The organism is Devosia sp. SD17-2, assembly GCF_029201565.1.
Lineage (GTDB): Bacteria > Pseudomonadota > Alphaproteobacteria > Rhizobiales > Devosiaceae > Devosia.
Map to the genome: position 1 here is coordinate 925,415 of NZ_CP104002.1, position 25,807 is coordinate 951,221.

Here is a 25,807-nt window from a genome sequence, read left to right on the forward strand (position 1 = left end):
CGACCGGCAAGGAAAGGAAAGGAATTTCGTCATTCTGCCAAGGTCGGCTCCGTCAGCATCGTCTCATCTTCAGAAACATGATTATGCTGAGGAGAATACGATGCGCACCCAACGGAACGTCCAAGCCACAGGTGGCGCCTTTTTGGCAACGATGCTGCTCATGTCGTCCTCGGCGATGGCAAATGAAAATTCTACGGCAGAATTGACCCGGAATTTGCGGGCGGTGGAGAGCCTCTCGGCTCTTGGGGAACAGCTTAAAGGCCTGGTCCTGGCAGAATTCGGGTTTAGCGCCGACGATATCCGTTATTGGTCGGACGCCGTCGATGATGCATTTGACCCGGCATTGCTGGAGGCTGATTTCACTGAGGCGCTGGACGAGCGCCTTCCCGAGGCTATTGCTGAAGCCGCATTGACCTTTGACCAATCTCCTCTCGGGCAGAGGGCTTATGAACTGGTCGCCAAGTCTCATCCCCTCGAAGAGGAAGCTGCCATTGCGGGCGGGCGGGATTACCTGGAAAATGCGCCGGAAGACGGTCTGGCCCTCGTGACCGGCATTTACGAGTCACAGTTCGGCTCGGCGCGAGCCAACCTCACCATGGACATCTACTACCGCGCGATGGCGATTGCGGCGGAGCCGGTCATCGGGGAAGCTGGGGCGGAAGAATGGGTCGCCAGCGCCCAGTATTTACGAGACGTATATGTCGAAAACTATTTCAGCGTAACAGCGGGTATTTTCGGCGCATTGGAAAACGACGAATTGACCGAGCTGGCAGCCGCGCTCGACACCCCTGAAATGATCGCCTATGGCGAATTGTCCACCGAGGTAATGGGCGAGACCATGCATGCTGCCATTGATCGTCTGGAGGTCACTTATGCCGATGTGCGGGCGGGCAATTGACCCCAATTATCGGTGCTTGCCTGATGTTGGTGGGCATGACCGCGCCAGCCTTGCCCATAACGACGCATGCGGACGATCGATCAAACTACGCCTCTGCACGGAGTGAACCGAAAATGTTCAATGGCCTGTTTTCCAAGTTTGGCAAAAGTCAGCCGCTTCCAGACCTCATCGCCCTCCAAAGCGATGCCGTGCGCAGTATCGTCGGCGACATCACCGATTTGCAGGAGGGCGAATGGGAGGACCGGGATTGGGTTTATCTTGCGATCAATCATGAAGTGCTGATCGAAGATGGACGCCGTTCCAGCAGTCAGGCGTCGGTATTGGCACATAGGCCCGGGGCTGATCTGGAAGATCTCGACTTTCGGCTGAGCTGGGAGAGTAAAGGGAAATTGCTGGCCCTGCGCGATGCCATGGCTAAACCCGGCGAAGATCCCTGGACCATACTTGATCTGACGGTGGAGCGCAGTGGGCAGTTCAACTTCACGTTCGGTTACGGACCGCCGCCGCGCATCAATGGCAATCTGTTGCACAGTCCATTGAGCGGGCTGCTCGAACGCTATCTCGCTGAGAAGGAAGCCAAGCAATAGTCGAGCCGGACATGAACTCACCGCAAGCTGAGAGCGACGCTTTGGCCAGCGGCCTCAAGCGCGCCGAAATCGAAGAATTGTTGCGCCATACCGAACCCATGCGGCTGGCAGCTCTTACAGCCAGCCTCAATCTGAGTGCCGGAGCGGCACTGACAATCCTTGGATCGATCCTGTCGGGTGGCAGTATTCTTTTCAGTTTTGTTGCCGCCATTGCAGCCGGCTCAATCTGGCAGGTCTCCAACCGGCTTTGGCGCGATCAGGCCATTGCGGCTGTCGCTCCGGCCATCGGCGGGCCTTGGGGGCAAAGCAGCTTTGCCAGTGGCTGGGATGCGGTGGAGATCGAAACCCGGATCGGCGAAATATTCGACAATGAGGGTGCACGCTTCACCGCATGGCAGAGCCATGGCCGTTATCGCGACATCGGCTACCGTCTGAACGAGGCGACGATCTGGCGCCGGCGGCGCAATAATCAACCGCGGGAAGTCGTGCACCTCATGCGGGTGGAAATAGAAGTGCCGCATTCCTTTGCAGGCAGTGTCGAGCTGCTCCCCCAATCTGGCTTCATGGGCAAGATCGACGATGTTGTACGGCAATTCTCAGGAGAAACCGGCCGGCGGCAAGCGATTGACCCTGCGTTCGATGCGGTGTTCGACACACATGTTGACGGCGGTGCGCCAGTGCAGGAATTGCTGACGCCGAATTTTCGTCGCGCCATGCTGGCTTTGGCAGCTCGGCATCCGCGCATGTATCTGACGGCACGTTTCGAGCGCGGCTGGTTCAGCCTTCGCCTGCCCATTCCTCATCTGGTGTTTGCCTCGGCGGGCCTACTCAAGCCCATGCCGGATATGGCGGACGACACGGACTCCCTCTGGTGGGATTTGACCGTACCGCATCGACTGATCGACGGGCTCAAGGGCGACCATGATGGTCCACTGCGCTGAGGCGCAGTGGGTTCACTTTGCGTCGAGGCGTCGCTCAACCTCAGCTCTGTCTGCGGCATCGGACACCAGAGTAGAAAGCTCCGGATCGCGACCATATACGCCGTCCGTCTGGGCATAAATCCGCCAGAACCGAACATCTCCCACCCTGAAGTGAATAGCGATCAGTTCGCCTTCCAATTGAGTGGCGGCCAGAATTTCAATCTGTTCGCCGGGCATGACGTTCTGGGCGTCAAGCATCCTATCGCCGGAAATGTCCGGCAGATAAATCTCCAGCGCCTCGGCGTCGAGCCGCAATTCCAGAAGGATATGGTCGCCTTGATAGCTTGAGACGACCTGAGGCAAAGCTTCACTGATCGGCTGCTCGCCGCCCTGAGGCAGTGTCATGCCCATGCGGCTGCCTGCATTGTTGTCGGGCGGCGTTTCGGCCAGTTGTTCATCCCCGCGTGAAAATGTCGGCGCCTCGTCCGACATTGGCGGCTGGGCGATTGGCCGGTCAGCGACAAGCTCCCGGTCTGCCGTGCCGACCGAAGGGCCAAGGCCAGGGACAATTGCGACGACCACAGCAGCGGCGAGGGCCACGGCGCCCACCGGCGCCAGCCAGTTTCTGGATTGTCTTGCCCAGTCGAGAAATGATGCCGGACCTGCACGTTCGGTCCGGTCTTTGCGATTGGCAAAGGCCTCGCGGCTCTGCGCGATGGTTGCGTTCATGATCGCCGGATCAGGCTCCGGGTCCACGAAGCGAGGTAGCAGCTCGAAGGGGTCTCGGTCCTGGGTCATAGCAAGTCCTTCAACGACTTGCGCGCATTATGGATATGCCAGGATACGGTCACTTCCTTGCAGCCCATGATCACGGCGGCTTCCGCCTGAGAAAGTTGCTCGCCAAAGACGAGCAGCACGGCGTCGCGCTGCTTTTCCGGCAATTGACGCACTATACGCCAGATATCATTGACGCGCAGTTGGTCTTCCTGATCCGGGGCGGTCTCATCTTGCGCCACCATCGCCACGGCATGGATATGCTTGCCTTGCCTCGTGTGGCTGCGTTGCAGATCACGAACGGCGTTGAGCGTTATGCTGTAGAGCCAACTGGTAAATTTCGAGCGCCCGTCAAATCGGGTGATGGCATCGGCTAGACGCATGCAGACTGACTGGGTGACATCTTCCGCATCGCTCTTGTGACCGAGCCAGCGGAACGCAGTCTTGTAGATGAAGCGATAATGCTCCGAAATTAGCCGCTCGAAAGCGCGCGCGTCGCCCGCTTTGACCCGTCCAATAAGGCGTTCGGTCGTATTGGATGGTTCGGAATGGTCCCCGTCAACAAGTCTCACCCTGCCAAAGTCTCCCCATTCACCCAGAGCCAGAATGCCTGAAAAGCGAAATGGTTGTGGCAAAAATGAGATTTTGTTGTGCGGTGCGAGATATTTGGCGGCGGCAAGCAGCATTATTGCACCTGCGGACTGATTACGAATTTATCGATCAGGACATTCCCATTGCTCTTCCGAATGTTGAAAATGGCCGCATTATCCCATGACCAGGCGGCGTTGGACGAAATTGCGTAATCGAGCGAAGCTGTCACCGAAGCGATTTCTGCGCCGGTCAGGCCATCCCAAATCCTGAAGCCGTCGCCGACCACTTTTCGTCCCGGAAAGCTGGACATGAGCGCCACGCGCGACTGGTCCGGAGAGATCACAAGACGCGGTGCGAAAACATCGCTTCGTTCTTCTCTTGTCGCCAGTGTCACGACACGGCCGTCATCGGGTTCAATCAGTACAAGGTTTTGCGCGTCGTCTTGCTCGATCACGGTGCGCCCCTGAGACGCCACCATTGCAAACGGCGTGAAGGTGACATCGGGCCTCGGATCACCGGGAAAGATTCTTGGAAACGCCTCCCACTCATCCACAAGGCCGAGTTGTGTGCCGTCGACGGTAGAGATGATCGCTGCTGCCGAGCCGCCCTCGGCACAGTCCCGTTTGGTCGTGCAGCTCAAAAGCGCTCTCTGACCATCTGCGGAGAAGACCGCATGGTCGAACTCCTGTGCCATGGGCAGCGGGAAACGTTCGATTTCGCGTCGGCTGTCGAGATCGATCCGGACGAGCACAGGGCCGCTCCAACCTTCATTTTGCTCCAGCTGCCATCCGATCAGGCTCGCCTGTCCGTCGGCTCCAACTGGGCTCATCGTGTCGCGAAACAAAGGGGAGAAATTGGCGACTTCGAGCGTGTCGACACAGCCCGATGCTCCCCAGAGGCGGTCGAGCGGTTGACATGTATTGGTCGCCCAGGATGTGAACCAGTATGAGCCGCCTGCGAGAACAGCGAGGGCGAGCGCGGCGGTGATCATGTGCCTCATTGGTCATCCTTTCGCAGCCAATGGACCTGACCGTTGATAATGATCTCCTCCGGCTGGTTGGAATCCTGTCCTTCGATCAGCGCAACAAAGCGCCGCTCCTCACCGTCCGGGCCATCAATCAGCAGCGTGTAGCCGTCAAAGGCATAGCGCGAGCTGGCCACGTCGCTATCGCCGGTGACAATGATGTAGGAGGTGCCGAAATTGCCTGCCACGAAGCCGCCGCGCGTATGCACCAACTGACCGTCTGACGAGAAGGTGTAGTCGCGGTCGCGGCGGCGTCCGCCCATTCCGACATTAAGATAGTAATAGGCGCCATCGAGTCGCTGACCCTGTGGCACCGGCATCAGTCGGCTGGCATTTGAGAGGTCGATCTCGTCGCCCGCATCGAGTCCCCCGGTCTGGGTAAGGGTCACATTTCCCCAGCTTTCGCGCCAGGAGAACCAGTGATCAGGCTCCCGCTGGCGGGATAGATCGACGTCGAGATCGGTGAAGGCAAAGTTCCACTCGTGACGATAGGCCGTGCCATCGCGCAGCAGGACATAAATGTCCTCATCGCGATCAGTGTAACCATTGCCGAAGCCATCGATGCGGTTGTTGAACTCCGCCGCGTACAGCACGCGGTCGATGTCGCTCATGGCGATACCTTGGCCCGGACCGGCAAAGGCTTCCTCATATTCGGGTGGGCGCAGCATCAGCCCGGCGCTGTCATCAGATAGACTGGCCAGTTCGGTCTCATCGGGATCATGAGTAAAGACGCGGCAGTCGTTAAGACTGATGACGCCGCCCTCGCGGTTGTCATTGAGCCAGCGGACATCCCCGACAATGATCCTTTCTTCACCAATGGCGTGGGCCATCTGGGCTTCGTTGTCGTCATCAGCGAAAGACCGGCAAGTCGCGTGAAATGACGATTGCTGGTCGCCGCGCCATTCGCGCAGCGTGTCGTCGTCGGTGACGCGACCATAAATGGCAAAGACCAGACGTTGCGACAGCCATTTCTCGGCGTGCTTTTCGCGCGCCGCACGCAGATCACGATCTGTGACGGCACCGGCCTTTGAGCCGATCTCATCCATTTTTTCAGCGAGTTGTGCCGAGAGCGAAGCCAAGGGGACGACTTGGATCTCGTCGCTGACTGGCTCGACCGGAATTTCGGCCAAGGTGATGCCGAAATCGTCTGCATTGCGCAGGAGGTAGCTAATCGGGCGTTCGATATCGAAAATCTCTGCACCCAGTTCATCCTTGAAATCCGTGCAGGTCGAGCGGTCTTCGCGAACATCTTTATCCACCTCCTCGCCTACGGTTTCAGCATGTTGCTCCAGATCCGCGACCACACCCGGCAGCGGCTCCGCCGCGCCAGCCAGCAGCCGCTTATAGCCAGCCAGATCAACCCGATGCGCCCACCCGGCAAAAGCGTCGCGCCGCGACTGCGTACTGTCCAGGTCATGTGCGTCGCACGCCGTCATATAAGCCTCGGCCAGCGTAGCGCCTGAAGCTGCCTTGCTGAAAGCCTCCGAAAACGCGGTCGCATCATCGGCCGCAGCATAGCTCAGCGGCAGCGTACTTGCCGCGAGGATAAGGCCGAGCCGACGCATCAGGCGCATTCTCCGATGATGCGGTCCACGATCAGGGTCGAGCCGTTCAGAGCGCCCTCGACTTCAAGGCAATTATTGGCGTTCCAGCTCTCGCTGATCCTGACGACATCCTCAGGGAGGGCGTCGAGGCGGGGGAGATGTTGGGCAGACCAGATCAGATCAACCGGGCCCAATCGGGCGGAGTCGGCCTTAGCGATACCGCGCCATGGGCATGGGGCCACGACGCAGAAAATATTGGTTGTGCCGACACGCAGGCGTTCGCTGCGAGCCGGATCGGCGGCCTGAACCGGCAGCGCTGTTACGGCAAGGAGAGCTGGAATAAGGAGCCTGAGGAGGGAATGCATGTTCACATCCTCAGCGGTTTTCGAGGCCATTGGCCTCACGTTCTTTTGGGATGGTTTCGCGATTGTCCTCGACATTGGCAATCAGGCTTTCAAGGCCGGACCTGACGCTTTCGAGAGCGTCGGCATGCTCTGTTTTGGAGGTGATGTTGTTGTCATTGGCCGCATCCCATTCCAGCGCCCAGTTCATCGCTGCAAGCCATTCGTCGACGTCGCCGGCAATATATTCATTGACCGGGCGGCCGACCTGCTCGCTCAACGCACTGAACAGGACATTTTCATTGCTGGCCGCATCGTTCTCTGCGGTGATCATGAAGCGCCAGCGCAACTGGCCAGCATACATCCAATTGGCGGCATCCTGGCCCTTGCCTTCTGCGAGCAGCCGCGAGGCCAGCAGGTACAAGGCGGCCGGATGCAGGTCGGTGGCCTGCGCCTCGATCTCGTTATTGCTCAGGGTGTCGAGGCTGTGGACGTCCTGCGCGGGCGCGGCAGAAACCATCGCCGTGGCTATAAGCAGAGAAAGCAGCAGTCGTTTCATGATCCTGATCCTTTCGTTTGTGCTGATAGGACGTGCGGCGCCAGGCAAACCTTGGTCACGGGATGACATTTGTGGAAAGAAAATAGCGGCAGCTGACCAAGGTCGAAATCCTACGAGACGTCAGATCAATGAACTTGAATAAGGAGACGTCCATGCGCCATGCCATCATCGCCGCCAGCCTGCTGCTCAGCACGTCAGGTGCCGCGCTTGCCCAAAACCTCGATGCCCTGCGCGACAGCCTGGATCATCTGCCCGCCACCGTGCTGATGCAGGAATATGGCGACCTCGCCTATTTCGTCGACGTGAAGGTTGCCGCTGGTCTTGCAGGTGACGATGCCGAAGTACGGCCATTTTCCCGTGTGCTGACGGGGGCAGACATGCTTGCCCTTCAGTCCCTCGCCAGCAGCGAGGCAGCGGAATGGGAATCGAAGGCCGGGACGACAATCGATCGAGTGCAATATTTTGCCGGATATGGCCGCCCGCCCAATGTTCACAGCTTCTGGGGACTTAGTGATGAGACGGCTGCGGCTGATCTGATAGCGGCGCTGGAAACCGTGGGCTTTGAAAGCGCCGGCGCGCCGGGCGTAATCGGCAATGGCGAGCCTCAGCGGATGGACCCGTCAAAACGAGACCCGTCCGATCCATGGCGGACGAATATCGGCGCTGCACAGTTCGCCGCTGCCAGCGGCACCAATGTCGTGCAGGCGCAAACGCCGCAGGCAGCAATGATCGCTGCCTCTCAACAGCCACGCCTTGGCGAAAACCCGATCATGCATACGGCGCTTTCGGGCCTTGAACAGTCGGTCGGCGACAGCCAGCTGGTGCAGGCCGTCGTCATTTCCCCGCTGTTCGGCATGACCGGGCTGGATCCCAGCGCGTTCTTGTCGCCTTCGGCAGACATGGATGAAACCAAAAAGAAGATTGAAGAGCAGATGGCCGCGCTCGGCTCCGGCATCCCGCCCTATCTTGGCGGCATTGTTGTCGATGTGCAGCACGAAAGTCAGGGTGTCGGGATTGCCCTGGCCTATCCCGACTGTGAAATCGCCCAACAGGCCGCAGACAGCATCGCGGCCCGATGGGTGGACCTTGCCGGCGATGCCGCGCAAGGCGAGATCACCGCTCATACAGCAGAAGGCGAAGGCGGCCTCTGCGCTGCCACCGTCAGCGTCTATCTCAATGAGGACAATGCGGCGCAGAATCCGGCCTATCGTGCCGTGGTCGAGACCTATATGCGCGGTCAGCCCGGCGTGTTGCAGATCGGCCAAAGCTGAGGCCTAGAGACAGACCCGGATCGAGTATCACGCCCGATCCGGGATACGGCTTCAGGATGCCGAGTAATTCAGGTTACAAAAGCCTGCATCAGGTGAGTTGGTAAACCGGACAATGTCGCCATTATCTTCCCAGTTGTAGATTTCGGTCGTGCCGAAGCCAGTCGGCTCGGCCGACCCGTATCGCTCCAAAAGCGCGTCTCCAAGCGCATCGCATTGGGCCGTGTCGTCCGGGTTGAAGACCACGAATTTCAGGCTGTCATCGGCGTCGAACAAGAGTGTAACTTCCCCTGCCACGCCCTCGATGGATCGGGATTGCTTGACCAATGGGGAATATCTGCTCCCGTCATAGTCGTATTGTTCGGCTTCGGTAGGGATGTGGCTGGTAGCGCCCTCTAGCGCAGCCAGTGCCGCTGTGGGCGACATGCCCCATTCTGTTCCCTCCCAGTTTGCCAGTGCCGGAGCGGTGGCGGCAAGCAGGATTGCGATGCTGGCGACAAGGCCGTTACGGGGTGAAAGCATTGTGTGCTCCTCTGGAATTTTTTGTGAACGCCCAGATGGCCTCAGTCCAGCTCAGGCAAGTCTGCTTTGGTCAGGTCAAGGGTACGCTGAGCCTTGAATTCGCGCAGATTGCCCAAAAAAGCTTCCGAAGCCTCATTACCATAGGCCCGTTCGCTGATAGCAAACAGTATTGAACCACGCTGGCCGTCGAACTCGGCTTCGGCGTAGCGATAGCCGTTCCACTCCAGGATGAATTCACCATTCTCATCCTTGGCAGACAGCAGGAAATCGAGCACAAACTCACCTGTCTCGTCATTTTGGAGTAAGGCCGCGTTGGCGACCGGATCGGTGTCCTTACGCGCGTTGATCATCTGCATCTGCGCCGAAATAACATCGGTCAGGGGCATGTCGGAGGCGAGGAACTCGACCATGACCATGCTTTCATAGCTTTCGGGCACAGCGCCCTCTGGCAGATATTCTTGCTTGAAATATCCCTCACTGGGATTGGACGACCAAGACAGCACATAGTCTGTGTCGCCCACGGTAATGGGGCCCGGCACGCCGAGATAGTCGGTTACTTCCTGCGCCATCGCCGGCAGGGCGGAAAGCATGGTCAACATGGCTGTGGCGGCAATTGTCCGGCGAAACATGGCGCATCTCCTGAATTGAGGATTTCTGGTCATTTGACGAATGCTTTTCGCGCGACCTTGGTTCGCACCCACTTTTATTTCGGCCAAAGTTATCGCCGCGAGGGTCGTCAAATGAGGGAGCACCAAAGGAGATCGGTATGCGCCCCCATTTGATCCTTGCCGTAACAATCTTGTTCGTCCCGCCCAGCGCGGCCAGCGAAGCTGAATGGCAAGCAGATGCTATCGCTCGCGCTATCGAATATCACGCTGCCAATGTTCCCGAACTCTGTCTGAAACCAGACGGCTCGGATATTGCCTGCCTCGACAAAAATCCTGACCCGGTCCTGCAAGCGTCGTATTGCCGCCAGTGCGGCAAGCGGATTTTCCAGCAACTCATCACGCTCGACCCCACCACGCAGGGCCATGGCAACGGGCACGGTTAAGGCCGTAGCAATGTCCATGGAAAAGGTCGTGCCGAGGGCTGCCTCCAGCCGATAGCCTTCGGGCGGCACCAGGGCCTCACCGAAATCGACGCGCTGCGAAGGCGCAAGGGTTCTTTCGCCCTTCATGCTGGTGTGGCCTCTGCAATGTCCTGCAGGTAGCGGTGAACCCGTCCCCAACGGAAGGTCAGTTGTCCTGCGCCTGAGCTGCCGCTCCAACGATAGTCGCCATTGATCTGCAACCGAGCGCGGCCGGGCTTGGTCCACTTTTCGCGAGCAATGATCAGGTCGCGGGCCTCTTTGCCTGTCGGCGCGTGCATGACACGCAACCAGGCATCAATAAAATCCATGGTCCGGGCGTTTGGGGAAAAACCAACATCGCTCCCTGCATCCAGCAGCGGAACGATCAGGCTCCGCGCGTCCTTTGCCGACTCGACTTCGCTTGCCTGCCAGTCCGACAACTGCCGCTGCCAGTGGTCGACATTGTCGGGGGCAAACAGTTCAGCCAGCATGAGGTTGTAAAGCAGCGCCGCGCCAAACATGGTATCGGCGAAGGCAAGAGCGTGATTAAGCTGGTATTTGAGGTCATTGGGCAGGTCGAGCTGGGCTACCTCGGACAGTTCGTTGATATGGGCCACATCGCGGGCTCTGGACATCAGATTGCCCAGCAGGGTCCGGCCTTCGCGCAAAGAGACGCAGCGATCAACGATCCAGTCTGCTTCGTCCTGCTTCAGATTGAAGCCACGCATATCGTCTTGCGGGATGCGGGGCGGATCGGCCCAACATGTTTCACCCCTCGCCATCCGCTCGAGCACTTCACCGATGCGCCAGCGAGCATCCTGCCGGATACCCCAGATCCCAAGCCCGCTCCAATAGACAGCACTGGGCATCCGCTTCAGCTTTGCGCCTGCATCGATCCCGATCAGCTGATCCCTGTCTGTTCCGTCGGGTAGCGCGAGAAGCCGGGCAATCAGCCCGGCCTCAGCTGCCCGCAGCGCCGTCTGATGGTCGCGCGAACGCAGATCGAGATCTTGAAAAACCTGCGGGATCATCAGAAAATAGCGCAGCCGGGTTTGCACCGTGCTGGTGCCCGGAAACAGCAGGTCCGAAAAACCATCCCGAATGGCGCCGATCCCCAACTCGTCCCGGGCCTCGCTGTCGGTCAATGCGCCGATCAAGGCGTTTACGGCTTCGGCTTCGGCACTGCCGAAAGACACCCATCCCAATTCGGACATTGTCACCTTCTTGCTATAAGGGCAGCGTCCGGCGATCCGTCGGCAGACTGGGGCCCGGCCTGCTCTAGCCGCCCGTGGTCGACCCAGAACACCGCCACCCCTTTCAGCGGGTGGTGCGGGAACAGCTTTGTCACCAGTGCCGCATAGCTTGACAGCTGTGGCCAGTAGGAACCGAAGCCCTGGCCCTCCCCACCAGATTTGTGGTCGATAAGTAGGCACCCCTCTGATCCAACGGCCAGAAGGTCGATGGTGCCAGGAATTTCGGCCCCTTCCGGCGAGAACCCAAGGACCGGGATTTCGGCACGCAGGTCGGTATACCCCTCGGCCGCCAGCCAGTTTCTCAACGTCTCGGCGCGCTCGGAAACCAGCGTGATCGTGGTTTCCTCGAGCCCGGTGGCAGCGGCCAGTGCCGGGATGAGTTCAGGCCTGGTCAGGCAGGTACGCAAGGCCAGATGGAGTGCCGTGCCGCGTGTGGCGTCGTTAAGCGTCTTGGGCCATGGCGCACCAATGTCTATACTGCGGGTTTCCGGCGCAGCACCCGCACTGCGGGTTTGTGACGGTTGCAGTCGCCAGGGCGTTAGGGGGGCTGCGGGCAAAGCCGTCGCCGGACCGAAGCGGGAAGCCACAGTGGTGGCCCCATTCGCATATTCGGTAAAGCCCGCCTGGTCCGGCAGATGCGTGATGACCGCAGGGCAATCCACGCCACCGATCCGCAGGCAGCCGGCCGCGATCTGCGGGGCGCAACTGTCCTCAAGAACGTGGAACAGGTTTTTTGCCTCGAGCGCGTCTTCCTCGCGATCCTTGAGAAAACCCGGCCATTCCAGCACCAGCCGGTCACGGGCACGGGTCAGCGCGACATAAAGGAGATTTTTGGCATTGGCCTCAAAATCCGGGCGGCGGTCTTCGATGAAGCGCCGCGCGGCCTCGGGGGCCGCAAAACTGGGCGTGTGGATCAGCGCGGCAGAGCCAAGTACAACGGCCATATCGTCGATGCGGTCGTCCGCCTCGTCGAAGATCAACATTGCACCATCTGCACGGGCATCGGCAAAGGCGCGCGCGATATTCTGCTCGCTCTCACCCAGCCATTTCGAGATCAGATCTGATGCGCGCTTTTCGATCACCGGCATGCCGATAGTGCGGGCCAGTTGCCGCGCCCAGGCACTTTTGCCGGTGCCGGCCGGACCGTCGAGACAGAAGCTGACCCGCCGCGGTGCGTCGGGTGCCGCCAGCCGCGTCTCGATCAGGCGCAGGTCGAGATCGGCATTGGCGAGTTCGGGGCTCCACGGCGCCTCGGAATGGTGGCGCGGTGCCGGGTCGGCACCGCCCCTTGCCAGCCGTGTCGCCGCATCGAGCACCCGTGTGACCATCTGATCGCCGCCATAGCAAAGCCGGGCGACGCGCATCGCATCCGAGACCAGCGCAGGTGCCTGATCATGTCGCTCGGCGAGGTCCGGCAGGCTGGCCATGGGGATACCGACCGCGTGGCGGGTTTCCAGCCGCTGCCAGATCCGCGCCCGCACTCGTCCGGAAGGTGGACGCATCAGCGCGGAATAGCTCATCCTGCGCAGGAAGGCTGGATCGCAGGCTTCCACCGAGTTCGTGGTCCAGATCACAGGGATCGGGTTGGTCTCCAGCATCCGGTTGGCATGGACTTTGGATGGGCGGTCATTGCCGTAGAAGGGGTTGGCGCCCCCGAACAGATCCTCCATCTCATCGAAAAGCAGGATCGTGTCAGACCGCTCGCCCAGCATCCGGCAGGCCATGCCCATCTCGGCCAAACGTTCTCGGCGGGAGGGTTCACCACCTTCATCATCGGCTTCCCCCACGGCACGAAGCTCGGCACCGATCTGGCTGGCCAGCACCTTGGCGAATTCGGTCTTGCCTGTGCCGGGCGGACCATAGAGCAGGATGTTCACACCCCGAGCCCGGCTGGCCAGAGCCCGGACGGTCAGGTCGCGCATGATTTCGGCTTGATGCCCCAGCCCCTCGAAATCCTGCCATTCTGCTTGCGGAGGTTGCGCAGTCGGGAACATGATGCCGATCAGGTCGCCAACACCGCTCACATCCGCCATGAGCGCCGTCAGCAGCCTTTCCGACAGATCGAATGGCATGCGATTGTAGCGCCCACCACGATTGCGCTGCACCAGCCCCGACGCAACGAGTCTCCCCGATGGCCGCAGTGCCGCCCGGATTTCGGGCTCCACCGCCCCGCAGAACCAAGACAGCAGAAGCGGGAGGGTAACCTCCTTCGTGTCCAGCGCGCCATCGACGACATGCTCAAATCCGTCGAACACCTTGTAGTGCGCGGCGAAGGTCAGAATTCCGACATCAACCTGCGACAGGCCGAAATGTGCGCCCAGTGCGGCGCAGTTTCGGTTCAGGATTTCTCCATCACCGCCACCGGCCTTCGGCACCAGATTGCGGCTGATCTGGCGGATCTTCGTCCACCAGATCGCACCGGGGCGTGAGCGGGGGCGTTCAGGGCAGTCGACCTCGGTCAGATATTCGAGCCAGCCGGGCAGTTCCTTCGCAACGCGGCTTGTCGGGCCGAAGCGCCCCGCCAGACGGGCGACCAGGTCGAGGGTCAGATATTGTTCGTGGCTCATGCGGCTCTCCATCGGTCCAGAGAGAGATAGAAGAGCAATGCGACAGATATGGACGTATCAGTTAGCGCGGCGGGGTCGCGACGACGCCAAAATGCTGCGCAAGCTCCACGAAAGGAACCAACCAATCCATCACGTGCGTGGCCGGATCTAAAGATGTTCGGAACATGGAGGCGTTCTTACGGCTTGCGCCGAACACGATGGCGATGTCTCGCCAAAGCCGCATGTCCTCCGTCAGCAGGCTAGGTCACATACCCATTAACGGGATTCCCAAAGTGCTGCTGTTGTGATTCCTTCCCTTTGGTGGACAGGAGGTGATGATGGCGCGTTTTGATCTTACGGATTTTGAGTGGTCTGTGATCCAGCCGCTGCTTCCGACGAAGGTGCGCGGCGTTCCGCGCGCCGATGACCGGCGTGTTCTGAACGGCATCTTCTGGCGGCTTCGCACGGGCGCGCCCTGGGCCGACATCCCGACGCGGTATGGCCCGCACACGACCTGCGTGAACCGCTTCAACCGGTGGCGCAGGGCCGGCCACTGGGCGCGCATTCTTGACGCTGTATCAGCCGCTTACAATGGCGACGTGCAGATGATCGACTCGTCCTCGATCCGGGTTCACCAGCACGCCGCCAACGGTCAAAAAAAGACGAGCGATCCCGTTGCATGGGTCGTTCGCGCGGCGGCCTGACCACCAAGATCCATGCGCTGGTCGATGCCCAGGGGCGGCCGATCCAGCTCAAACTGACCGAAGGCCAGGCCCATGATGGGCGATCAGCAGCGGACATGTTTGCCACCCTGTCCGCTGGAAATATCCTGCTCGCAGACCGAGCCTACGACAGTGATGCCCTGCGCAGCACCATGGCCGAGCGCGGTGCATGGGCCAATATCCGCGCCATGCCCAACCGCGTGCAAACCTTCCCATTCAGCCACTGGGTCTATCGCCAGCGCAACGCTGTCGAACGTTACTTCAACAAACTCAAACACTTCAGGGCAATCGCAACCCGATACGACAAGCGAGACGACAATTTCCTGGCATCAGTCCAACTCGCTTCAATCCGTATCTGGTTGCGAAGTTATGAGTCGGTCACCTAGGCGGCAAGCTGCTGCTCTCCTACTTTCAGCGCATCTTCCTCAGCAGCCTTACTGAGGAATTGCGCGAGCGCGGCCTTCCGAGAATCTCGATCAAGCGCATAGGCGGTCTGCCTGAACTTGACCCCGTCGAGCAGCCCTTGGATATAACCGGCGATCGTGTCAGCGGCCATGATGAGGGCCGTGTCGAGCGTGTGAATGTACTTGCTCGTGACCGTGCCCTTGGAGTGGCCGACCAGCGCGGCGATCGTGCCTTCGGTGAAACCAAGATCATTGGCGATGCTCGCGAAGCTATGGCGCAGGACATGCGGCGTCACATCAGACAGCGGGGAGTCTCTGAAAATTTGTCTCCAATGGTTGGGGAAGCCGCCGAAGGCGTTGTCCTCTCCCTGGCCGGGAAAGACATACGTACCCGTCGCGGTCTTGCGGCGTTCTTCCAGATACTCGACCACAGCAAGCCCGATGGGACGAACCGAGGCACCTTCCTTGCTGTCCACGAGACGCATGCAACTCGCGTCGGTGTCTGCTTCGGTCCACATGAGACCGATTATCTCGCTGCGGCGGCAGCCAGTAAGCGCGATCTGGCGAATGATTTCGACCGTCATTTCAAATTTCGAGGTCGCAGCCGCTTCGCGAAGAATCTCGCCCAGCATTCGGTACTCGGCTTCGGTGAGACGACGATCGCGCACATTGTCCTTGGGCTTGCGGACACCGTGTGCCGGATTGGTGGTAATGATCCCGGCTTCCATTGCATAGGTGAAGATGCCACCAAGAAGTCCAATCGTTCGTGTAGCCGTGCCGGCGCCGCCTGTTACAACGGCCTTGCCGCGTAGCTTCTTCGTCTTCACCGACACCGCCGTCTTGCCAGCCATGATGTCCTTCAAAACCTTGGCAATGTCGGCTTTCGCCAGGTCCTTAACCCGACGGCTGCCGATGAGCGGGATGATGTGTCGATGAATCCGGCCGGTGTCGGTGATAATGGTGGTTGCCTTCTTCGGTCGACCACCTTTCCCGAGGATGAGACCGGCTTCGAGATCTTTGAGATACATCGCGCACAGCTCTTTGACAGTGACTGCCTGATGATCGAGCAGGCGTTCCTCCGAAGGGTTGTCACCCTGCGCAACGCGGCCGAGCTGCACCTTCGCCTCTTGCCGCGCCGTCTCCGCCGTCCAGATGCCATGGAAGCCGATCGTGTAGCGACGGGTTCGACCTGCGGCTCGATATTGGATAAGGTAGCTGCGTTTTCCGGACGCGAAAACGCGAAGGCCGAAGCCTGGCAGCTCGTCGTCCCAGATGAAGTAGTCCTTCTCACGGACCGCGGCTGCGTCCACGACGCGCTTCGTCAGCTTGGCCATTACGCGTTTCCTCCTTGGAGAGCCGGTTGCCTCCACGGAAGCACCACGGAAGCAGGCGAATGAAAGTCGGAGCGAAGTTCCGGATACAGATTTCGGCGGGAGAAACCGAATTGTCCATGGATTTCAAGGCAGTGTAGTATCATAGCGTGTCCTAGCGTGCATTTCGGATAGCCAGGACAAATTGCTCCGAAGGCAGAGGCCACACGTTCGAATCGTGTCGGGTGCGCCATTTTTCTCTCCGCCATTTCAAAGACTTCGAGACGGGCATGAGCTGTTCATATGCCTCCTGTTTCGCGGCCGTTCACACTTGGCCACGCCAACGGGGCCGTGCTTTGGCGACCCTTCGCATGCGAAATGAGAGATGGCGGCGCGAGTGCGCCTTACCGGGCATGCACCCCGCGCAAGGAGCTTCTTGGCTGGAGCGGTGCTCCGCGATGAATCCGGCAGACCGAGCTTGAATTCGATCGAGCGGCTTTGGGCGTCGTCATCGCGTGCAATTCCAGCGTTGGCCTCGCTTTTACGGCCATCCAGAGCCGAGAGGATGGTTTCCCATCATTTTGCCATGCGTCCCCCGGGAATATCCTGGGGGACCGTGATCGGGGTGAACGCTTGAGGTTGCTTTCTGCAGTCTCGGCCAGGGCAGGGCTCACCTCACGGCCCAGGTCGCGATGGGCGGAAAGAAGAGGATGATGGCCAGCACCGTCAGTTGCAGCGCGATGAAGGGCAGCAGCGCCGTATAGATGTGCTTGAGCGTTATGTCCTTGGGCGCCACGCTTTTGAGGTAGAAGGCCGCGGGGCCAAAGGGCGGGGTGAGATAGGAGACCTGCATGTTGACCGCAAACAGGATGCCGAACCAGATCGGGTCATAGCCAAGCTGGATCACGATGGGCACAAAGATCGGGAGGGTCAGCAGGGCGATGCCGATCCAGTCGAGGAACATTCCCAGCACCAGCAGGATCAGCATCATCACCATGATGATGACAACTGGCGGCGCATCAATGGCCAGAATGGCGCTCGATACGAACCGATTGCCGCCCATCAGATTGTAGACGCCGACCAGCACGGCCGCGGCGATGCCGATCCAGATGATCATGCCGCAGGTTTCAAGCGTGTGGACCAGGCTGGCCTGCAACATCTTCACGTTGAGCTCCCGCCGCAATAGCGAGATCAACAGGACTGCGGATACACCAAGGGCCGCGGCCTCGGTGATGGAGGCAATGCCCCCATAGATCGAGCCCAGCACCACGAGAACGATGAAAAGCGGCGCGGCCATTGAGCGAAGGGCGCTGCCCAGGGATTCCTCGGCGAGTTCCTCCTCTGACATCGGCGGGCCCATGGCCGGATTGCGCAGACAGATGAACAGGACGTAGGCGACGTAAAACGCCAGCAGCAGCAGCGCGGGCGTGACTGCGGCGACGAAGAGATCGGCGATGGAGACGCTGGCGACTAGGCCATAGATGATCAGCACGATCGAGGGCGGCATCATGGTGCCGAGCGAGCCACCAGCGACGACAACGCCGATGGAGAGGTTTCGGTCGTAGCCCAATCGCAGCATCTGCGGCAGAGCGAGAATGCCCAGCAGCACGATTTCACCGCCGATGACGCCCGACATCGCGGCCATCAGAATGGCGACAATAAGTGTTTGTACAGCGACACCGCCCGGCAGGCGTCCGGCGAGGATGCGCATGCCCTTGAAGAGATCGCGCGCAATGCCGGAGCGGTCGAGCAGCGCCGCCATGAGAATAAACATGGGAATGGCGACCAGCGAATATTCGGTGATGAAACCGAAAATGCGCGAAGTCACCAGAGGCAGGGCAGAACCACCGAACCAGCCAAAGGTGAAAATCAGCGCGACGAGGCCGGTGACCCAGGCAAGGGGCAGGCCGGTCAGCAGAAGAAGGAAAATGCCCCCGACAAGGACATAGGAGCCGAGTTCAATACCAAGTGCGTTCAGACCCACTTCACTGCTCCCCGGACGCGTCGACGGTTGCGGCCGGCTTGCGCCTGATGGCCTCAACGAGATGGAGCACTGTCTGGACGAACATGACGCCGCAGCAGATCAGCACCAGAATTTTCAGAAGAGCCGGCGTAGGCGGGTTCCAGGCCGTGCCTGTTCCCTCGAGCCGGAATTCGCCGCTAGGGGTGAAAGTGGCCTTGGACGACATAATCCAGGCCGCGTAGGAGAGGCCGCCGAAGAAGGCCAGGGCCAGGATGGAATTGATGATATCGAACCAGCGGCGCTTCTGGGGCGAGACGCTGTCGTAAAATATGCGCACCCGGATGTGCTTGTCGCGTGCCAAGGCGATGGGGCCGCCAATCAGGAAGATGGCGGCAATCAGGAAGGTGGTGGTCTCGTGCGCCCAAAATGTGGGACGGCCGAAGACGTAGCGCGCAACGACCTCGATCACCGAAACGGCGAATGCCAGGAAGATCGCCCAGGCAAAAAACTTCGTTGATCCGGCGACAATGCGGTCGAGGCCGCTTCTGATTTCATTATCGTCGTCCAGGGTCTGGGCGACCAGTTCGGGGTCCTCGGACATTGGGCACTTTCCTCTTGCGCAATAAAGTGTCCGGCGGGTGACCCGCCGGAGTGTTCGCGTTGAGAAGGCAGTTGCCTGCTAAAGCAGATTGCGCCCTTCGAGATAGGCAGTGACGGCCTCGTAATAGCGCTGGGTCATTTCGCTGCGGCCGGCCCAGTTCTGCCACTCCTCCTGAGCGATACGACGGAATTTGGCGCGCTCATCGCCGGACCAGTTGATGATCTCGATCTTGGGATTGGCGCGGGCTTCAGCCACAGCTGCAGCATCGAGCATGCGCACCGAATAGACGTGATCGAAGATGAACTGATCCACCGAAGCATCGAGGATCGCCTGCAGGTCTTCGGGCAGCCCGTCCCAGATTTCCTTATTGATAGAAATGTCGATCAGCGGCAGCGAGTGGAAGCCGGGATAGAGCGGGTAGGGCGCCACATCGTTCATGCCCAGGGCCTGATTGGTGGCAAAGACGGTATTGTCCGCAGCGTCGACGACGCCCTTGTCGAGCGCCGAGAAAATTTCCGAGCCTGGCAGGGCGACAGGTGCGGCGCCGGCCTTGGAGAAAATCTCGAACACCATGCCTTCGGGAGCGCGCAGCTTGACCCCTTCCAGATCCTCGACAGTGCGGATGGGAACGCCGGCAACCAGCGCCTCTGGCTCGGTGGCGGCGGCGCCAATGAAGTGCACGCCATAGGGCTCGACCAGTTCGGCGTAGAGCTCATGGCCGCCACCGGACTGCATGAAGCCGAGCAGCTCGAAGGGATCGCTCCAGGCCCCGACAAGGTTGCCCATCATGGCGAAGGCCGGATCGCGGCCAGAAAAATAGCTCGGATCCGTCAGGTGACCTTGCAGGATGCCGGTGCCGACGGCTTCAAGCGTGTCGGTGTGCGGCACGACTGCGCCGATGGGCAGGATTTCGATCTCGATCCGGCCGCCAGAAAGGACGCCGACATTCTTGGCCCATTTGGTCTTGTTTACGAAACCGGGCTCTCCAGCCGTTTCCGATGTCTGGAAGGTCCAGTTGTAGTCAGCGGCCATGGCAGCTGCTGACATGGCCATCAATGACCCGGCCAGCATGGCAATTCTTGAGATCGTGCCCAAACCAATCATATTCTCTCTCCCCAGGGATGATGCAAAGCCAATTGTTGTTTGTGCTCAGGAGTGCATCCGCCCCCCGCACCCCTCTAAGGTGTGCATGTATGGAAGCCGCAGGCAACGCTTAATTGCCTCGGCTGGTCCAAGTTTTCTATGGAATGATTGATGACGGGAAGATGCCCGGCGGGAAATTCGGGCGAGAACTGGGACGTGCCCGATTTTGAAAATAACCGGGCTTGAGCGGACGCGCGACGAGCAATTGTTATTGCTGGCTAAGTGATCGTCAGATGGTGACGTCTTGGGGTAATGCTGAGCGGCGGAACGGTTCAGCCCGCCGATGGCTGCAGACCCCATTTGAGACGTTGGAGCAACAATTGGAATGCGGCTCCAGAGTAAACCGCCGCCACCATGCCGCAGCACAGTCGCACAAGGCCGCTGCATGACGTGATCGTCATCCGCATACCCGGCAGAACTCTGCAGTTGTGGCTGGACTTTTTCTCATTGGATCAGACGATTGTCGAAAATTGCCTGCTGATCTGCTCGGCAGCCTGGACGAGGAGGCCGGCGATATGGGCGTGGCGTTGTGGATCGAGCCGGTACACAGGAACACTGATGCTGATGGCGCCGACGGGCTCGCCGGACCTGTTGTAAATGGGGCTGCCGACGCAGCGGATGTGTGGCTCATTCTCCTCGTTGTCCTCGGCATAGCCCCGCTTGCGGGACTTCATGAGCTCTTCGCGCAGCGTTGCTGGATCGGTGAACGTGTGCTCCGTATGTCGCTTGAGCGTCAGCTCGGATAGAACCTGGTCGAGGCGATCCGGGGTGAGCCCGGAGAGCCATGCCTTGCCCACCGAGGTCGAGTGAACCTCAACCTGCCCCCCGATGCTGGTCTTCATCTGGACCGTGTTCGAGCCCTCTATCTTGTCGATGTAGACCATCCTGTTCGAGCTCGGCACGGCAAGGTGCACAACCTCGTCCGTGGCATCGCGCAGGGACTCGAGGAAGTCGCGCGCCACGGTGCGAAGGTCCGAATTTTCCCAGGTCTTTGACGCCAGCTGGATCAGGCGCGGCCCCAGCCGATAGGTGCCGTCTTCTCGCCTCTGCACCACGAGACCTTCGGCGACGAGCGCCGCCACAAGACGATAGACCGTCCCGCGCGGATAGGGGGTGGCCTTGGTCAGTTGGGCGATGTCAATGCCGCGCGGCGCGTCCGCGATGGTCTGCAGGACCATCATGAACTTCGAGAACGCTGCAGCGCCCTGAACCTGGTTACTGCCGCGACCGGCATCTCCGTCCAGAACGATATTGTCAGCCATTTGAAACTCCGTTGCGGACCTTGACAGCACCCCACCCTACAGCCAGTCATTTTGTGGACAGAGTGTCCACACTGTAGGCAATTATTGTCTGCGTCCTGGGGAGGACGACGCATTCTCTATATCAACCGCCAACCGCTGTAACCATCCGGGCATACGGTCGCGGAGGCGCACCTGGGGGGTGGTGATGTGTAGAGCGCGCAGTGAGACCGGCACTTGCATTGGGAGGATTGAGCATGACGAAGAAGGGTTATTGGGTCGCAATGGTCGATATTGCCGACCAGGAAGGCTACAAAGAGTACATTGCCCTGAACAAGGCGGCCTTCGATAAATACGGCGCCAAATTCGTCGTCCGCGCGGGCAAAAGCGAAATCATGGAAGGCCCGGCTGCCAATCGTCTGGCAGTGATCGAGTTCGCAGACTTCGACACTGCGATGGCCTGCTACAGTTCCCCTGAATATCAAAAGGCCCTTGAGGTCCGGAAGAAATACTCCAAGGCGCATTTTGCAGTCGTGGAAGGTGTCTGATGCACCCCTTCGGCACCAAGGCCTCTGAGCCCATCGCCGAAATCGATCCAGCGATGAGCCGCCAGATGCCCAAACCACTTCGGATGGTCATGAAGCTGTTTGACGTCCTCGTCGTCATCGGCATGACCGTGATGAGCGTCATGGTCTTTCTCAATGTGGTGCTGCGCTACGGCTTCAATTCCGGCATCCCGATTTCGGTCGAACTCTCCCGCATCATCTTTGTCTGGATCATCATGCTCGGCTCGATCGCGGCGCTCGCGCAGGGCGCGCATCTGGCGGTGGATTCCTTTGTCGCCAAGCTGCCCCGGACCGGCCGCGTCGTGTGCTTCCTGGTCGCCCATGGGCTGATGCACTGGTGCTGCCTGATGCTCTGGCAGGGCAGCTGGGTGCAGACCGCGCTCAACTGGAACAATCATGCAGCCCTGTCGGGTATTTCGGTCGGCCTTGTCTACGCCTCCGGCCTCGTCGCGGCTCTTTTCATGGCGGTCTGTCTTCTCTTCAACCTCTATCGCTTCATGCGCGGTGAGCTTCCGCCCACCTGGGCAGGAGAGCGCCAGGCCCCGAGCGTGCCACTGCCCGCAGCGGCGACGCGTGAGGACGGCCGCTGATGACCATTCTGGTATTTCTCGGCTCCCTCCTTGGTGCCATTGGCATCGGCATTCCGATCAGCTTCGCACTGATGCTGTCGGGCGTGTCCTTGATGCTGCTGTTCGGCAATCTGGATGCGCAGATCCTGGCGCAAAAGCTCATCGACGGAGCCGATAGCTATCGGCTCATGGCGATCCCGTTCTTTCTGATCGCCGGCGAATTGATGAACGCTGGTGGCCTGTCGCGGCGCATCGTCAATTTCGCCCTGGCGCTCTTTGGTCACCTGCGGGGCGGGCTCGGCTACGTGGTCATCGGGACGGGTCTGATCTTTGCCAGTCTCTCCGGTTCCGCGATTGCCGATACGGCAACCCTTGCGGTCATGCTCATCCCACTGATGCGTCAGGCCGGCTATGATATCCCGCGGGCCAGCGGTCTCATGGCAGCGACCGGGATTATCGCCCCGATCATTCCGCCATCGGTCGGCTTCGTCATCCTTGGGGTGACCGCCAATATCTCGATCGTCAGCCTGTTTCTCGCCGGTATCGTACCCGGCCTGATGATGGCAGCGAGCCTGACCGTCACCTGGTGGCTTCTGGCGCGCAAGGAAAACGCCGCGGTTCTGCCCCGTCAGCCGTTTGCGGTGGTGTTGAAGAGCCTCGGTTCGGCCGTGTGGGCCTTGTTCCTGCCCATCATCATCATTGTCGGGCTGCGGTTCGGTGTCTTCACGCCCACCGAAGCCGGTGTCGTGGCGGCCGCCTACGCCTTGTTCGTCAGTGTCGTCGTTTACCGCGAACTGACTTTGGCAAAGCTCTACGAGGCAATCCTGGCGGCCGGTCGGATGACCGCTGTGATCATGTTGCTCGTCGCCGCTTCGATGGTGACCGCGTTCATGATCGCCATCGCCAACCTGCCGGGGACGCTTATCGGTATCCTGCAGCCGTTCATCGATAACCCGACCGCTGTCATGGCCCTGATCGTTCTGATGGTGTTCGTGATCGGCATGGTGCTCGATTTCGCCCCGGTCATCGCGATCCTCGTGCCGGTCTTCATGCCAGTCGTCAAAGCCGCTGGTATCGACCCGGTCTACTTCGGCGTCGTGTTCTTGATGACGGCGGCTGTCGGCATGATCACGCCACCGGTGGGGGCGGTGCTCAACACCGTCTGCGGGGTCAGCAGGGTCTCGATGGCAGCGTCGTCAAGGGTGTCTGGCCGTTCCTTTTTGCGGAAGTGCTGATCGTGGTGCTTCTCGTCATTTTCCCGGATCTGGTTCTCGTTCCAGCGTCCTGGTTTAGCTGATCTCATATGGAGGAGAGATGAGATGAAGAAACTTCTACCCCTGCTAGCGCTGGCCGGTGCCCTGGCCATGTCACTGCCTGCCATGGCGCAGACTGCCCGCCTTGGTTACGTCCCCACCGAAGATCACCCGGTCGGCAAGGCCTCGGTCTTCTTCGCTGAAAAGGTCAAGGAAAAGACCGGTGGTCGTATCACCATCGAAACCTTCGGCAACGGCGTTCTGGGCAGTGAGCCGCAGCTGCAGTCGTCCATCCAGGGTGGCTTTCTCGACGTGATGGTCGGACCGACGTCGAACCTTGTCGGTTCCGTGCCGGGCTATCTGATCTTCGATCTGCCGTTCTTTTATAAGGACTTTGCCGCTGTCGACGCGGTGATGGATGGCGACGTCGGCAAGGAGCTGTTCGACCGCCTCGATTCCGAGCTCGGTATCGTGGGGCTCGCCTATATGGACAATGGCTTCCGCCACATCACCAACGCGGTTCGCCCGATCAACACCATCGACGATCTCAATGGTCTGAAGATCCGCGTGATCCCCAACCCGCTGTTCCTGGCGACCTTTGAAACGCTGGGCACCAACCCCGTTCCGCTTCCTTACCCTGAGCTTTTCAACGCTCTTGAAAGCGGCGCCGTCGAGGCCCAGGAAACCCCGGTGGGGCTGATCCACGCCAGCCGCTTCTACGAGGTTCAGGACCATCTTGCCCTGACCGGTCACGTCTATACCCCGTTCGTCTTGCTCGCGAGCAAGAAGTGGTTCGGTGCTCTCAGCGCCGAAGACCAGGCTCTGGTCCTCGAAGCTGCCCAGGAAACGGCGGTATACCAGCGGGATCTATCCCGAAATGACGCCGACCGCCTCACTGGCCTGCTTGAAGAAGAGGGCATGGAGGTCACCCGGCCGTCCGAGGAAGCCATGAACGCGCTGCGCGAACGTGTGGCCCCGGTGGTCGATCAGTTCACCGACCAGATCGGCGCTGACCTTATCGAGCGCGCCCGTGCTGCAATGGACGCAGTGGCCAACTAAATCCGAACCGCCGGAGCCAGCACGCTGGTTCCGGCATTTCTATTGAGTGAGATTATGCGACTAATCCAGTTTGTCGAACCCCAAGGCTCCCGCGCAATCGGGGTTGTCGACGGTACCGCAGTGCGTCAGGTCAATGGCGCTGCCAGCATCCGTGAACTGGCGTTGAAAGCTATCGCCGCAGGTCGTCCGATCGCAGAAGAGGTCCGTCAAAGTGGTCTGGGCGCGTCGCATGACTATGACCAGTTGATTGCGCAGGGCAAAGTCCTGCCGCCGCTTGATCATCCGGACGCAGCCCATATGATGATTGCCGGAACGGGGCTGACCCACATCGGCAGCGCAGCGTCGCGCTCCAAAATGCATGACAAGGCCTCCACCGGGGACGAGGCCGACATGAACGACACCATGCGCATGTTCAAATGGGGGCTTGAGGGCGGTAAGCCTGCCAGTGGGACCCAAGGCGTGCAGCCGGAATGGTTTTACAAGGGCGACGGCTCAATGGTGGTTTCGCCCGGTGCCGCGCTCGACGTGCCCGATTTCGCCGATGATGTGGGCGAAGAGCCGGAAATCGTCGGCCTTTACGTTATCGGTGACGACAATCGGCCCTATCGGGTCGGCTTTGCCATCGGCAATGAAGTCACCGACCATGTGATGGAAAAGAAGAATTACCTGTATCTGGCCCACGCCAAGTTGCGCCAGTGCGCTTTTGGCCCAGAGCTCTTTGTTGGCGATCTGCCCGAGAGCATCGAGGGTACGGCGCGTATCCTGCGCGATGGCGAAACGATCTGGGAGAAACCTTTCCCCACAGGCGAAGCCAACATGTCCCACTCGATCGAGAACATCGAGTTTCATCACTTCAAATACAATCAGCTGCTGCGCGCCGGCGACGTCCACGCCATTTTCATGGGCACGGCGGTCGCGTCCTTTGGCGACGGCATTGAAGCGAAGGTCGGCGATACATTCGAGATCGACATCCCGCTGTTCGGGCGCCCGCTGATCAATTCGACCCGCGCCAGCAAGACCGAGGTCGGGCCCGGCGCGATCAGGTCACTCTGAGCGCCCGCGCGTACATGTAAGAGACTAGGG

Annotated in this window: 24 protein-coding genes and 2 pseudogenes; 10 read left to right on the forward strand and 16 right to left on the reverse strand. The window is 60.0% G+C overall.

Going from position 1 to position 25,807, the window contains the following annotated elements; translation table 11 throughout:
- The first annotated feature begins 100 nt into the window (after positions 1-100).
- Genes NYQ88_RS04665 through NYQ88_RS04675 form a run of 3 tightly spaced genes read left to right on the forward strand, consistent with a single transcriptional unit; the run spans position 101 to position 2,426 of the window.
- Positions 101-898 carry a hypothetical protein gene (locus NYQ88_RS04665; RefSeq protein ID WP_275653792.1) on the forward strand — a complete coding sequence of 266 codons (798 nt, stop codon included), beginning with the start codon at positions 101-103 and terminating at the stop codon, positions 896-898.
- Complete coding sequence (locus NYQ88_RS04670) at positions 895-1,485, forward strand: hypothetical protein (protein WP_275653793.1); 591 nt, start codon at positions 895-897, stop codon at positions 1,483-1,485. The genes NYQ88_RS04665 and NYQ88_RS04670 overlap by 4 nt, the downstream gene beginning before the upstream one ends.
- Positions 1,486-1,496: 11 nt before the next feature.
- Positions 1,497-2,426, forward strand: coding sequence for a hypothetical protein (locus tag NYQ88_RS04675; RefSeq protein WP_275653794.1), 930 nt, complete (start codon positions 1,497-1,499; stop codon positions 2,424-2,426).
- A 12-nt stretch (positions 2,427-2,438) separates the two neighbouring features.
- Here the strand turns inward: NYQ88_RS04675 and NYQ88_RS04680 are convergent, their stop codons facing one another.
- From NYQ88_RS04680 to NYQ88_RS04705, 6 genes are read right to left on the reverse strand one after another with little or no spacing between them, the layout of a single operon-like run.
- A complete protein-coding gene (locus tag NYQ88_RS04680) occupies positions 2,439-3,203 on the reverse strand; it encodes a hypothetical protein (RefSeq protein WP_275653795.1) in 765 nt (254 codons plus the stop codon).
- Positions 3,200-3,865 (reverse strand): RNA polymerase sigma factor, encoded by a 666-nt coding sequence (locus tag NYQ88_RS04685; RefSeq protein WP_345774612.1) that lies wholly within the window; start codon positions 3,863-3,865, stop codon positions 3,200-3,202. Before NYQ88_RS04685 ends, NYQ88_RS04680 begins: the two co-directional genes overlap by 4 nt.
- On the reverse strand, positions 3,865-4,770 hold the full coding sequence (locus tag NYQ88_RS04690; RefSeq protein WP_275653796.1) for a hypothetical protein: 906 nt from the start codon (positions 4,768-4,770) through the stop codon (positions 3,865-3,867). The genes NYQ88_RS04685 and NYQ88_RS04690 overlap by 1 nt, the downstream gene beginning before the upstream one ends.
- A complete protein-coding gene (locus NYQ88_RS04695) occupies positions 4,767-6,359 on the reverse strand; it encodes a hypothetical protein (RefSeq protein WP_275653797.1) in 1,593 nt (530 codons plus the stop codon). Before NYQ88_RS04695 ends, NYQ88_RS04690 begins: the two co-directional genes overlap by 4 nt.
- Complete coding sequence (locus tag NYQ88_RS04700) at positions 6,359-6,703, reverse strand: hypothetical protein (RefSeq protein WP_275653798.1); 345 nt, start codon at positions 6,701-6,703, stop codon at positions 6,359-6,361. Before NYQ88_RS04700 ends, NYQ88_RS04695 begins: the two co-directional genes overlap by 1 nt.
- 10 nt (positions 6,704-6,713) lie before the next feature.
- Positions 6,714-7,238: a hypothetical protein gene (locus tag NYQ88_RS04705; protein ID WP_275653799.1), complete on the reverse strand. Its 525-nt coding sequence runs from the start codon at positions 7,236-7,238 to the stop codon at positions 6,714-6,716.
- Between the two features lie 152 nt (positions 7,239-7,390).
- Here NYQ88_RS04705 and NYQ88_RS04710 point away from each other — a divergent pair, with 152 nt between their 5' ends.
- Positions 7,391-8,509: a hypothetical protein gene (locus NYQ88_RS04710; protein ID WP_275653800.1), complete on the forward strand. Its 1,119-nt coding sequence runs from the start codon at positions 7,391-7,393 to the stop codon at positions 8,507-8,509.
- Between the two features lie 51 nt (positions 8,510-8,560).
- Here NYQ88_RS04710 and NYQ88_RS04715 read toward each other — a convergent pair whose 3' ends face one another.
- The 5 genes from NYQ88_RS04715 to NYQ88_RS04735 are packed head-to-tail and all read right to left on the reverse strand — an operon-like array spanning position 8,561 to position 13,917.
- Positions 8,561-9,028 (reverse strand): hypothetical protein, encoded by a 468-nt coding sequence (locus NYQ88_RS04715; protein ID WP_275653801.1) that lies wholly within the window; start codon positions 9,026-9,028, stop codon positions 8,561-8,563.
- 41 nt (positions 9,029-9,069) lie between these two features.
- On the reverse strand, positions 9,070-9,744 hold the full coding sequence (locus tag NYQ88_RS04720) for a hypothetical protein (protein WP_275653802.1): 675 nt from the start codon (positions 9,742-9,744) through the stop codon (positions 9,070-9,072).
- Positions 9,745-9,764: 20 nt separating this feature from the next.
- The gene (locus NYQ88_RS04725; RefSeq protein ID WP_275653803.1) at positions 9,765-10,205 is read right to left on the reverse strand and encodes a hypothetical protein; all 441 of its coding nucleotides are present in this window, start codon (positions 10,203-10,205) and stop codon (positions 9,765-9,767) included.
- A complete protein-coding gene (locus NYQ88_RS04730; RefSeq protein ID WP_275653804.1) occupies positions 10,202-11,311 on the reverse strand; it encodes a DUF6361 family protein in 1,110 nt (369 codons plus the stop codon). The genes NYQ88_RS04725 and NYQ88_RS04730 overlap by 4 nt, the downstream gene beginning before the upstream one ends.
- 2 nt (positions 11,312-11,313) lie before the next feature.
- Positions 11,314-13,917 carry an AAA family ATPase gene (locus tag NYQ88_RS04735; protein WP_275653805.1) on the reverse strand — a complete coding sequence of 868 codons (2,604 nt, stop codon included), beginning with the start codon at positions 13,915-13,917 and terminating at the stop codon, positions 11,314-11,316.
- A gap of 317 nt (positions 13,918-14,234) precedes the next feature.
- On the opposite strand from NYQ88_RS04735, the pseudogene NYQ88_RS04740 reads away from it, so the two are divergent.
- Positions 14,235-15,004, forward strand: a pseudogene (locus NYQ88_RS04740) (IS5 family transposase).
- Here NYQ88_RS04740 and NYQ88_RS04745 read toward each other — a convergent pair.
- The 5 genes from NYQ88_RS04745 to NYQ88_RS04765 all read right to left on the reverse strand — a co-directional run bounded on the left by NYQ88_RS04745 (position 15,001) and on the right by NYQ88_RS04765 (position 21,301).
- A complete protein-coding gene (locus NYQ88_RS04745; RefSeq protein ID WP_275653806.1) occupies positions 15,001-16,356 on the reverse strand; it encodes a site-specific integrase in 1,356 nt (451 codons plus the stop codon). The pseudogene NYQ88_RS04740 and the gene NYQ88_RS04745 overlap by 4 nt on opposite strands.
- A gap of 646 nt (positions 16,357-17,002) precedes the next feature.
- Positions 17,003-18,316 carry a TRAP transporter large permease subunit gene (locus tag NYQ88_RS04750; protein ID WP_275653807.1) on the reverse strand — a complete coding sequence of 438 codons (1,314 nt, stop codon included), beginning with the start codon at positions 18,314-18,316 and terminating at the stop codon, positions 17,003-17,005.
- Between the two features lies 1 nt (position 18,317).
- Positions 18,318-18,896 carry a TRAP transporter small permease gene (locus NYQ88_RS04755; RefSeq protein ID WP_275653808.1) on the reverse strand — a complete coding sequence of 193 codons (579 nt, stop codon included), beginning with the start codon at positions 18,894-18,896 and terminating at the stop codon, positions 18,318-18,320.
- 78 nt (positions 18,897-18,974) lie between these two features.
- Positions 18,975-20,000: a TRAP transporter substrate-binding protein gene (locus NYQ88_RS04760; protein WP_275653809.1), complete on the reverse strand. Its 1,026-nt coding sequence runs from the start codon at positions 19,998-20,000 to the stop codon at positions 18,975-18,977.
- Positions 20,001-20,491: 491 nt separating this feature from the next.
- Complete coding sequence (locus NYQ88_RS04765; protein ID WP_275653810.1) at positions 20,492-21,301, reverse strand: IclR family transcriptional regulator; 810 nt, start codon at positions 21,299-21,301, stop codon at positions 20,492-20,494.
- Between the two features lie 233 nt (positions 21,302-21,534).
- On the opposite strand from NYQ88_RS04765, the gene NYQ88_RS04770 reads away from it, so the two are divergent.
- The 5 genes and pseudogenes from NYQ88_RS04770 (at position 21,535) to araD1 (ending at position 25,777) form a co-directional block, all read left to right on the forward strand.
- The gene (locus NYQ88_RS04770) at positions 21,535-21,825 is read left to right on the forward strand and encodes a DUF1330 domain-containing protein (protein WP_275653811.1); all 291 of its coding nucleotides are present in this window, start codon (positions 21,535-21,537) and stop codon (positions 21,823-21,825) included.
- Positions 21,825-22,433 (forward strand): TRAP transporter small permease, encoded by a 609-nt coding sequence (locus NYQ88_RS04775; protein WP_275653812.1) that lies wholly within the window; start codon positions 21,825-21,827, stop codon positions 22,431-22,433. The genes NYQ88_RS04770 and NYQ88_RS04775 overlap by 1 nt, the downstream gene beginning before the upstream one ends.
- Positions 22,433-23,709 (forward strand): annotated as a pseudogene (locus NYQ88_RS04780) (TRAP transporter large permease subunit). The gene NYQ88_RS04775 and the pseudogene NYQ88_RS04780 overlap by 1 nt, the downstream one beginning before the upstream one ends.
- Positions 23,710-23,731: 22 nt before the next feature.
- The gene (locus tag NYQ88_RS04785) at positions 23,732-24,724 is read left to right on the forward strand and encodes a TRAP transporter substrate-binding protein (protein WP_275653813.1); all 993 of its coding nucleotides are present in this window, start codon (positions 23,732-23,734) and stop codon (positions 24,722-24,724) included.
- 54 nt (positions 24,725-24,778) lie between these two features.
- Complete coding sequence (gene araD1, locus NYQ88_RS04790; protein ID WP_275653814.1) at positions 24,779-25,777, forward strand: AraD1 family protein; 999 nt, start codon at positions 24,779-24,781, stop codon at positions 25,775-25,777.
- Positions 25,778-25,807 lie beyond the last annotated feature (30 nt).

What these genes read in the sequence shown, in the direction of transcription:
- NYQ88_RS04680 (WP_275653795.1), bottom strand. Translation starts at nt 3,203, where the DNA reads ATGACCCAGGACCGAGACCCCTTCGAGCTGCTACCTCGCTTCGTGGAC.
- NYQ88_RS04735 (WP_275653805.1), bottom strand. Translation starts at nt 13,917, where the DNA reads ATGAGCCACGAACAATATCTGACCCTCGACCTGGTCGCCCGTCTGGCG.
- NYQ88_RS04730 (WP_275653804.1), bottom strand. Translation starts at nt 11,311, where the DNA reads ATGTCCGAATTGGGATGGGTGTCTTTCGGCAGTGCCGAAGCCGAAGCC.
- NYQ88_RS04685 (WP_345774612.1), bottom strand. Translation starts at nt 3,865, where the DNA reads ATGCTGCTTGCCGCCGCCAAATATCTCGCACCGCACAACAAAATCTCA.
- NYQ88_RS04705 (WP_275653799.1), bottom strand. Translation starts at nt 7,238, where the DNA reads ATGAAACGACTGCTGCTTTCTCTGCTTATAGCCACGGCGATGGTTTCT.
- NYQ88_RS04745 (WP_275653806.1), bottom strand. Translation starts at nt 16,356, where the DNA reads ATGGCCAAGCTGACGAAGCGCGTCGTGGACGCAGCCGCGGTCCGTGAG.
- NYQ88_RS04675 (WP_275653794.1), top strand. Translation starts at nt 1,497, where the DNA reads ATGAACTCACCGCAAGCTGAGAGCGACGCTTTGGCCAGCGGCCTCAAG.
- NYQ88_RS04700 (WP_275653798.1), bottom strand. Translation starts at nt 6,703, where the DNA reads ATGCATTCCCTCCTCAGGCTCCTTATTCCAGCTCTCCTTGCCGTAACA.
- NYQ88_RS04775 (WP_275653812.1), top strand. Translation starts at nt 21,825, where the DNA reads ATGCACCCCTTCGGCACCAAGGCCTCTGAGCCCATCGCCGAAATCGAT.
- NYQ88_RS04715 (WP_275653801.1), bottom strand. Translation starts at nt 9,028, where the DNA reads ATGCTTTCACCCCGTAACGGCCTTGTCGCCAGCATCGCAATCCTGCTT.
- NYQ88_RS04690 (WP_275653796.1), bottom strand. Translation starts at nt 4,770, where the DNA reads ATGAGGCACATGATCACCGCCGCGCTCGCCCTCGCTGTTCTCGCAGGC.
- NYQ88_RS04760 (WP_275653809.1), bottom strand. Translation starts at nt 20,000, where the DNA reads ATGATTGGTTTGGGCACGATCTCAAGAATTGCCATGCTGGCCGGGTCA.
- NYQ88_RS04695 (WP_275653797.1), bottom strand. Translation starts at nt 6,359, where the DNA reads ATGCGTCGGCTCGGCCTTATCCTCGCGGCAAGTACGCTGCCGCTGAGC.
- NYQ88_RS04710 (WP_275653800.1), top strand. Translation starts at nt 7,391, where the DNA reads ATGCGCCATGCCATCATCGCCGCCAGCCTGCTGCTCAGCACGTCAGGT.
- NYQ88_RS04665 (WP_275653792.1), top strand. Translation starts at nt 101, where the DNA reads ATGCGCACCCAACGGAACGTCCAAGCCACAGGTGGCGCCTTTTTGGCA.
- NYQ88_RS04785 (WP_275653813.1), top strand. Translation starts at nt 23,732, where the DNA reads ATGAAGAAACTTCTACCCCTGCTAGCGCTGGCCGGTGCCCTGGCCATG.
- NYQ88_RS04765 (WP_275653810.1), bottom strand. Translation starts at nt 21,301, where the DNA reads ATGGCTGACAATATCGTTCTGGACGGAGATGCCGGTCGCGGCAGTAAC.
- NYQ88_RS04725 (WP_275653803.1), bottom strand. Translation starts at nt 10,205, where the DNA reads ATGAAGGGCGAAAGAACCCTTGCGCCTTCGCAGCGCGTCGATTTCGGT.
- araD1 (WP_275653814.1), top strand. Translation starts at nt 24,779, where the DNA reads ATGCGACTAATCCAGTTTGTCGAACCCCAAGGCTCCCGCGCAATCGGG.
- NYQ88_RS04770 (WP_275653811.1), top strand. Translation starts at nt 21,535, where the DNA reads ATGACGAAGAAGGGTTATTGGGTCGCAATGGTCGATATTGCCGACCAG.
- NYQ88_RS04755 (WP_275653808.1), bottom strand. Translation starts at nt 18,896, where the DNA reads ATGTCCGAGGACCCCGAACTGGTCGCCCAGACCCTGGACGACGATAAT.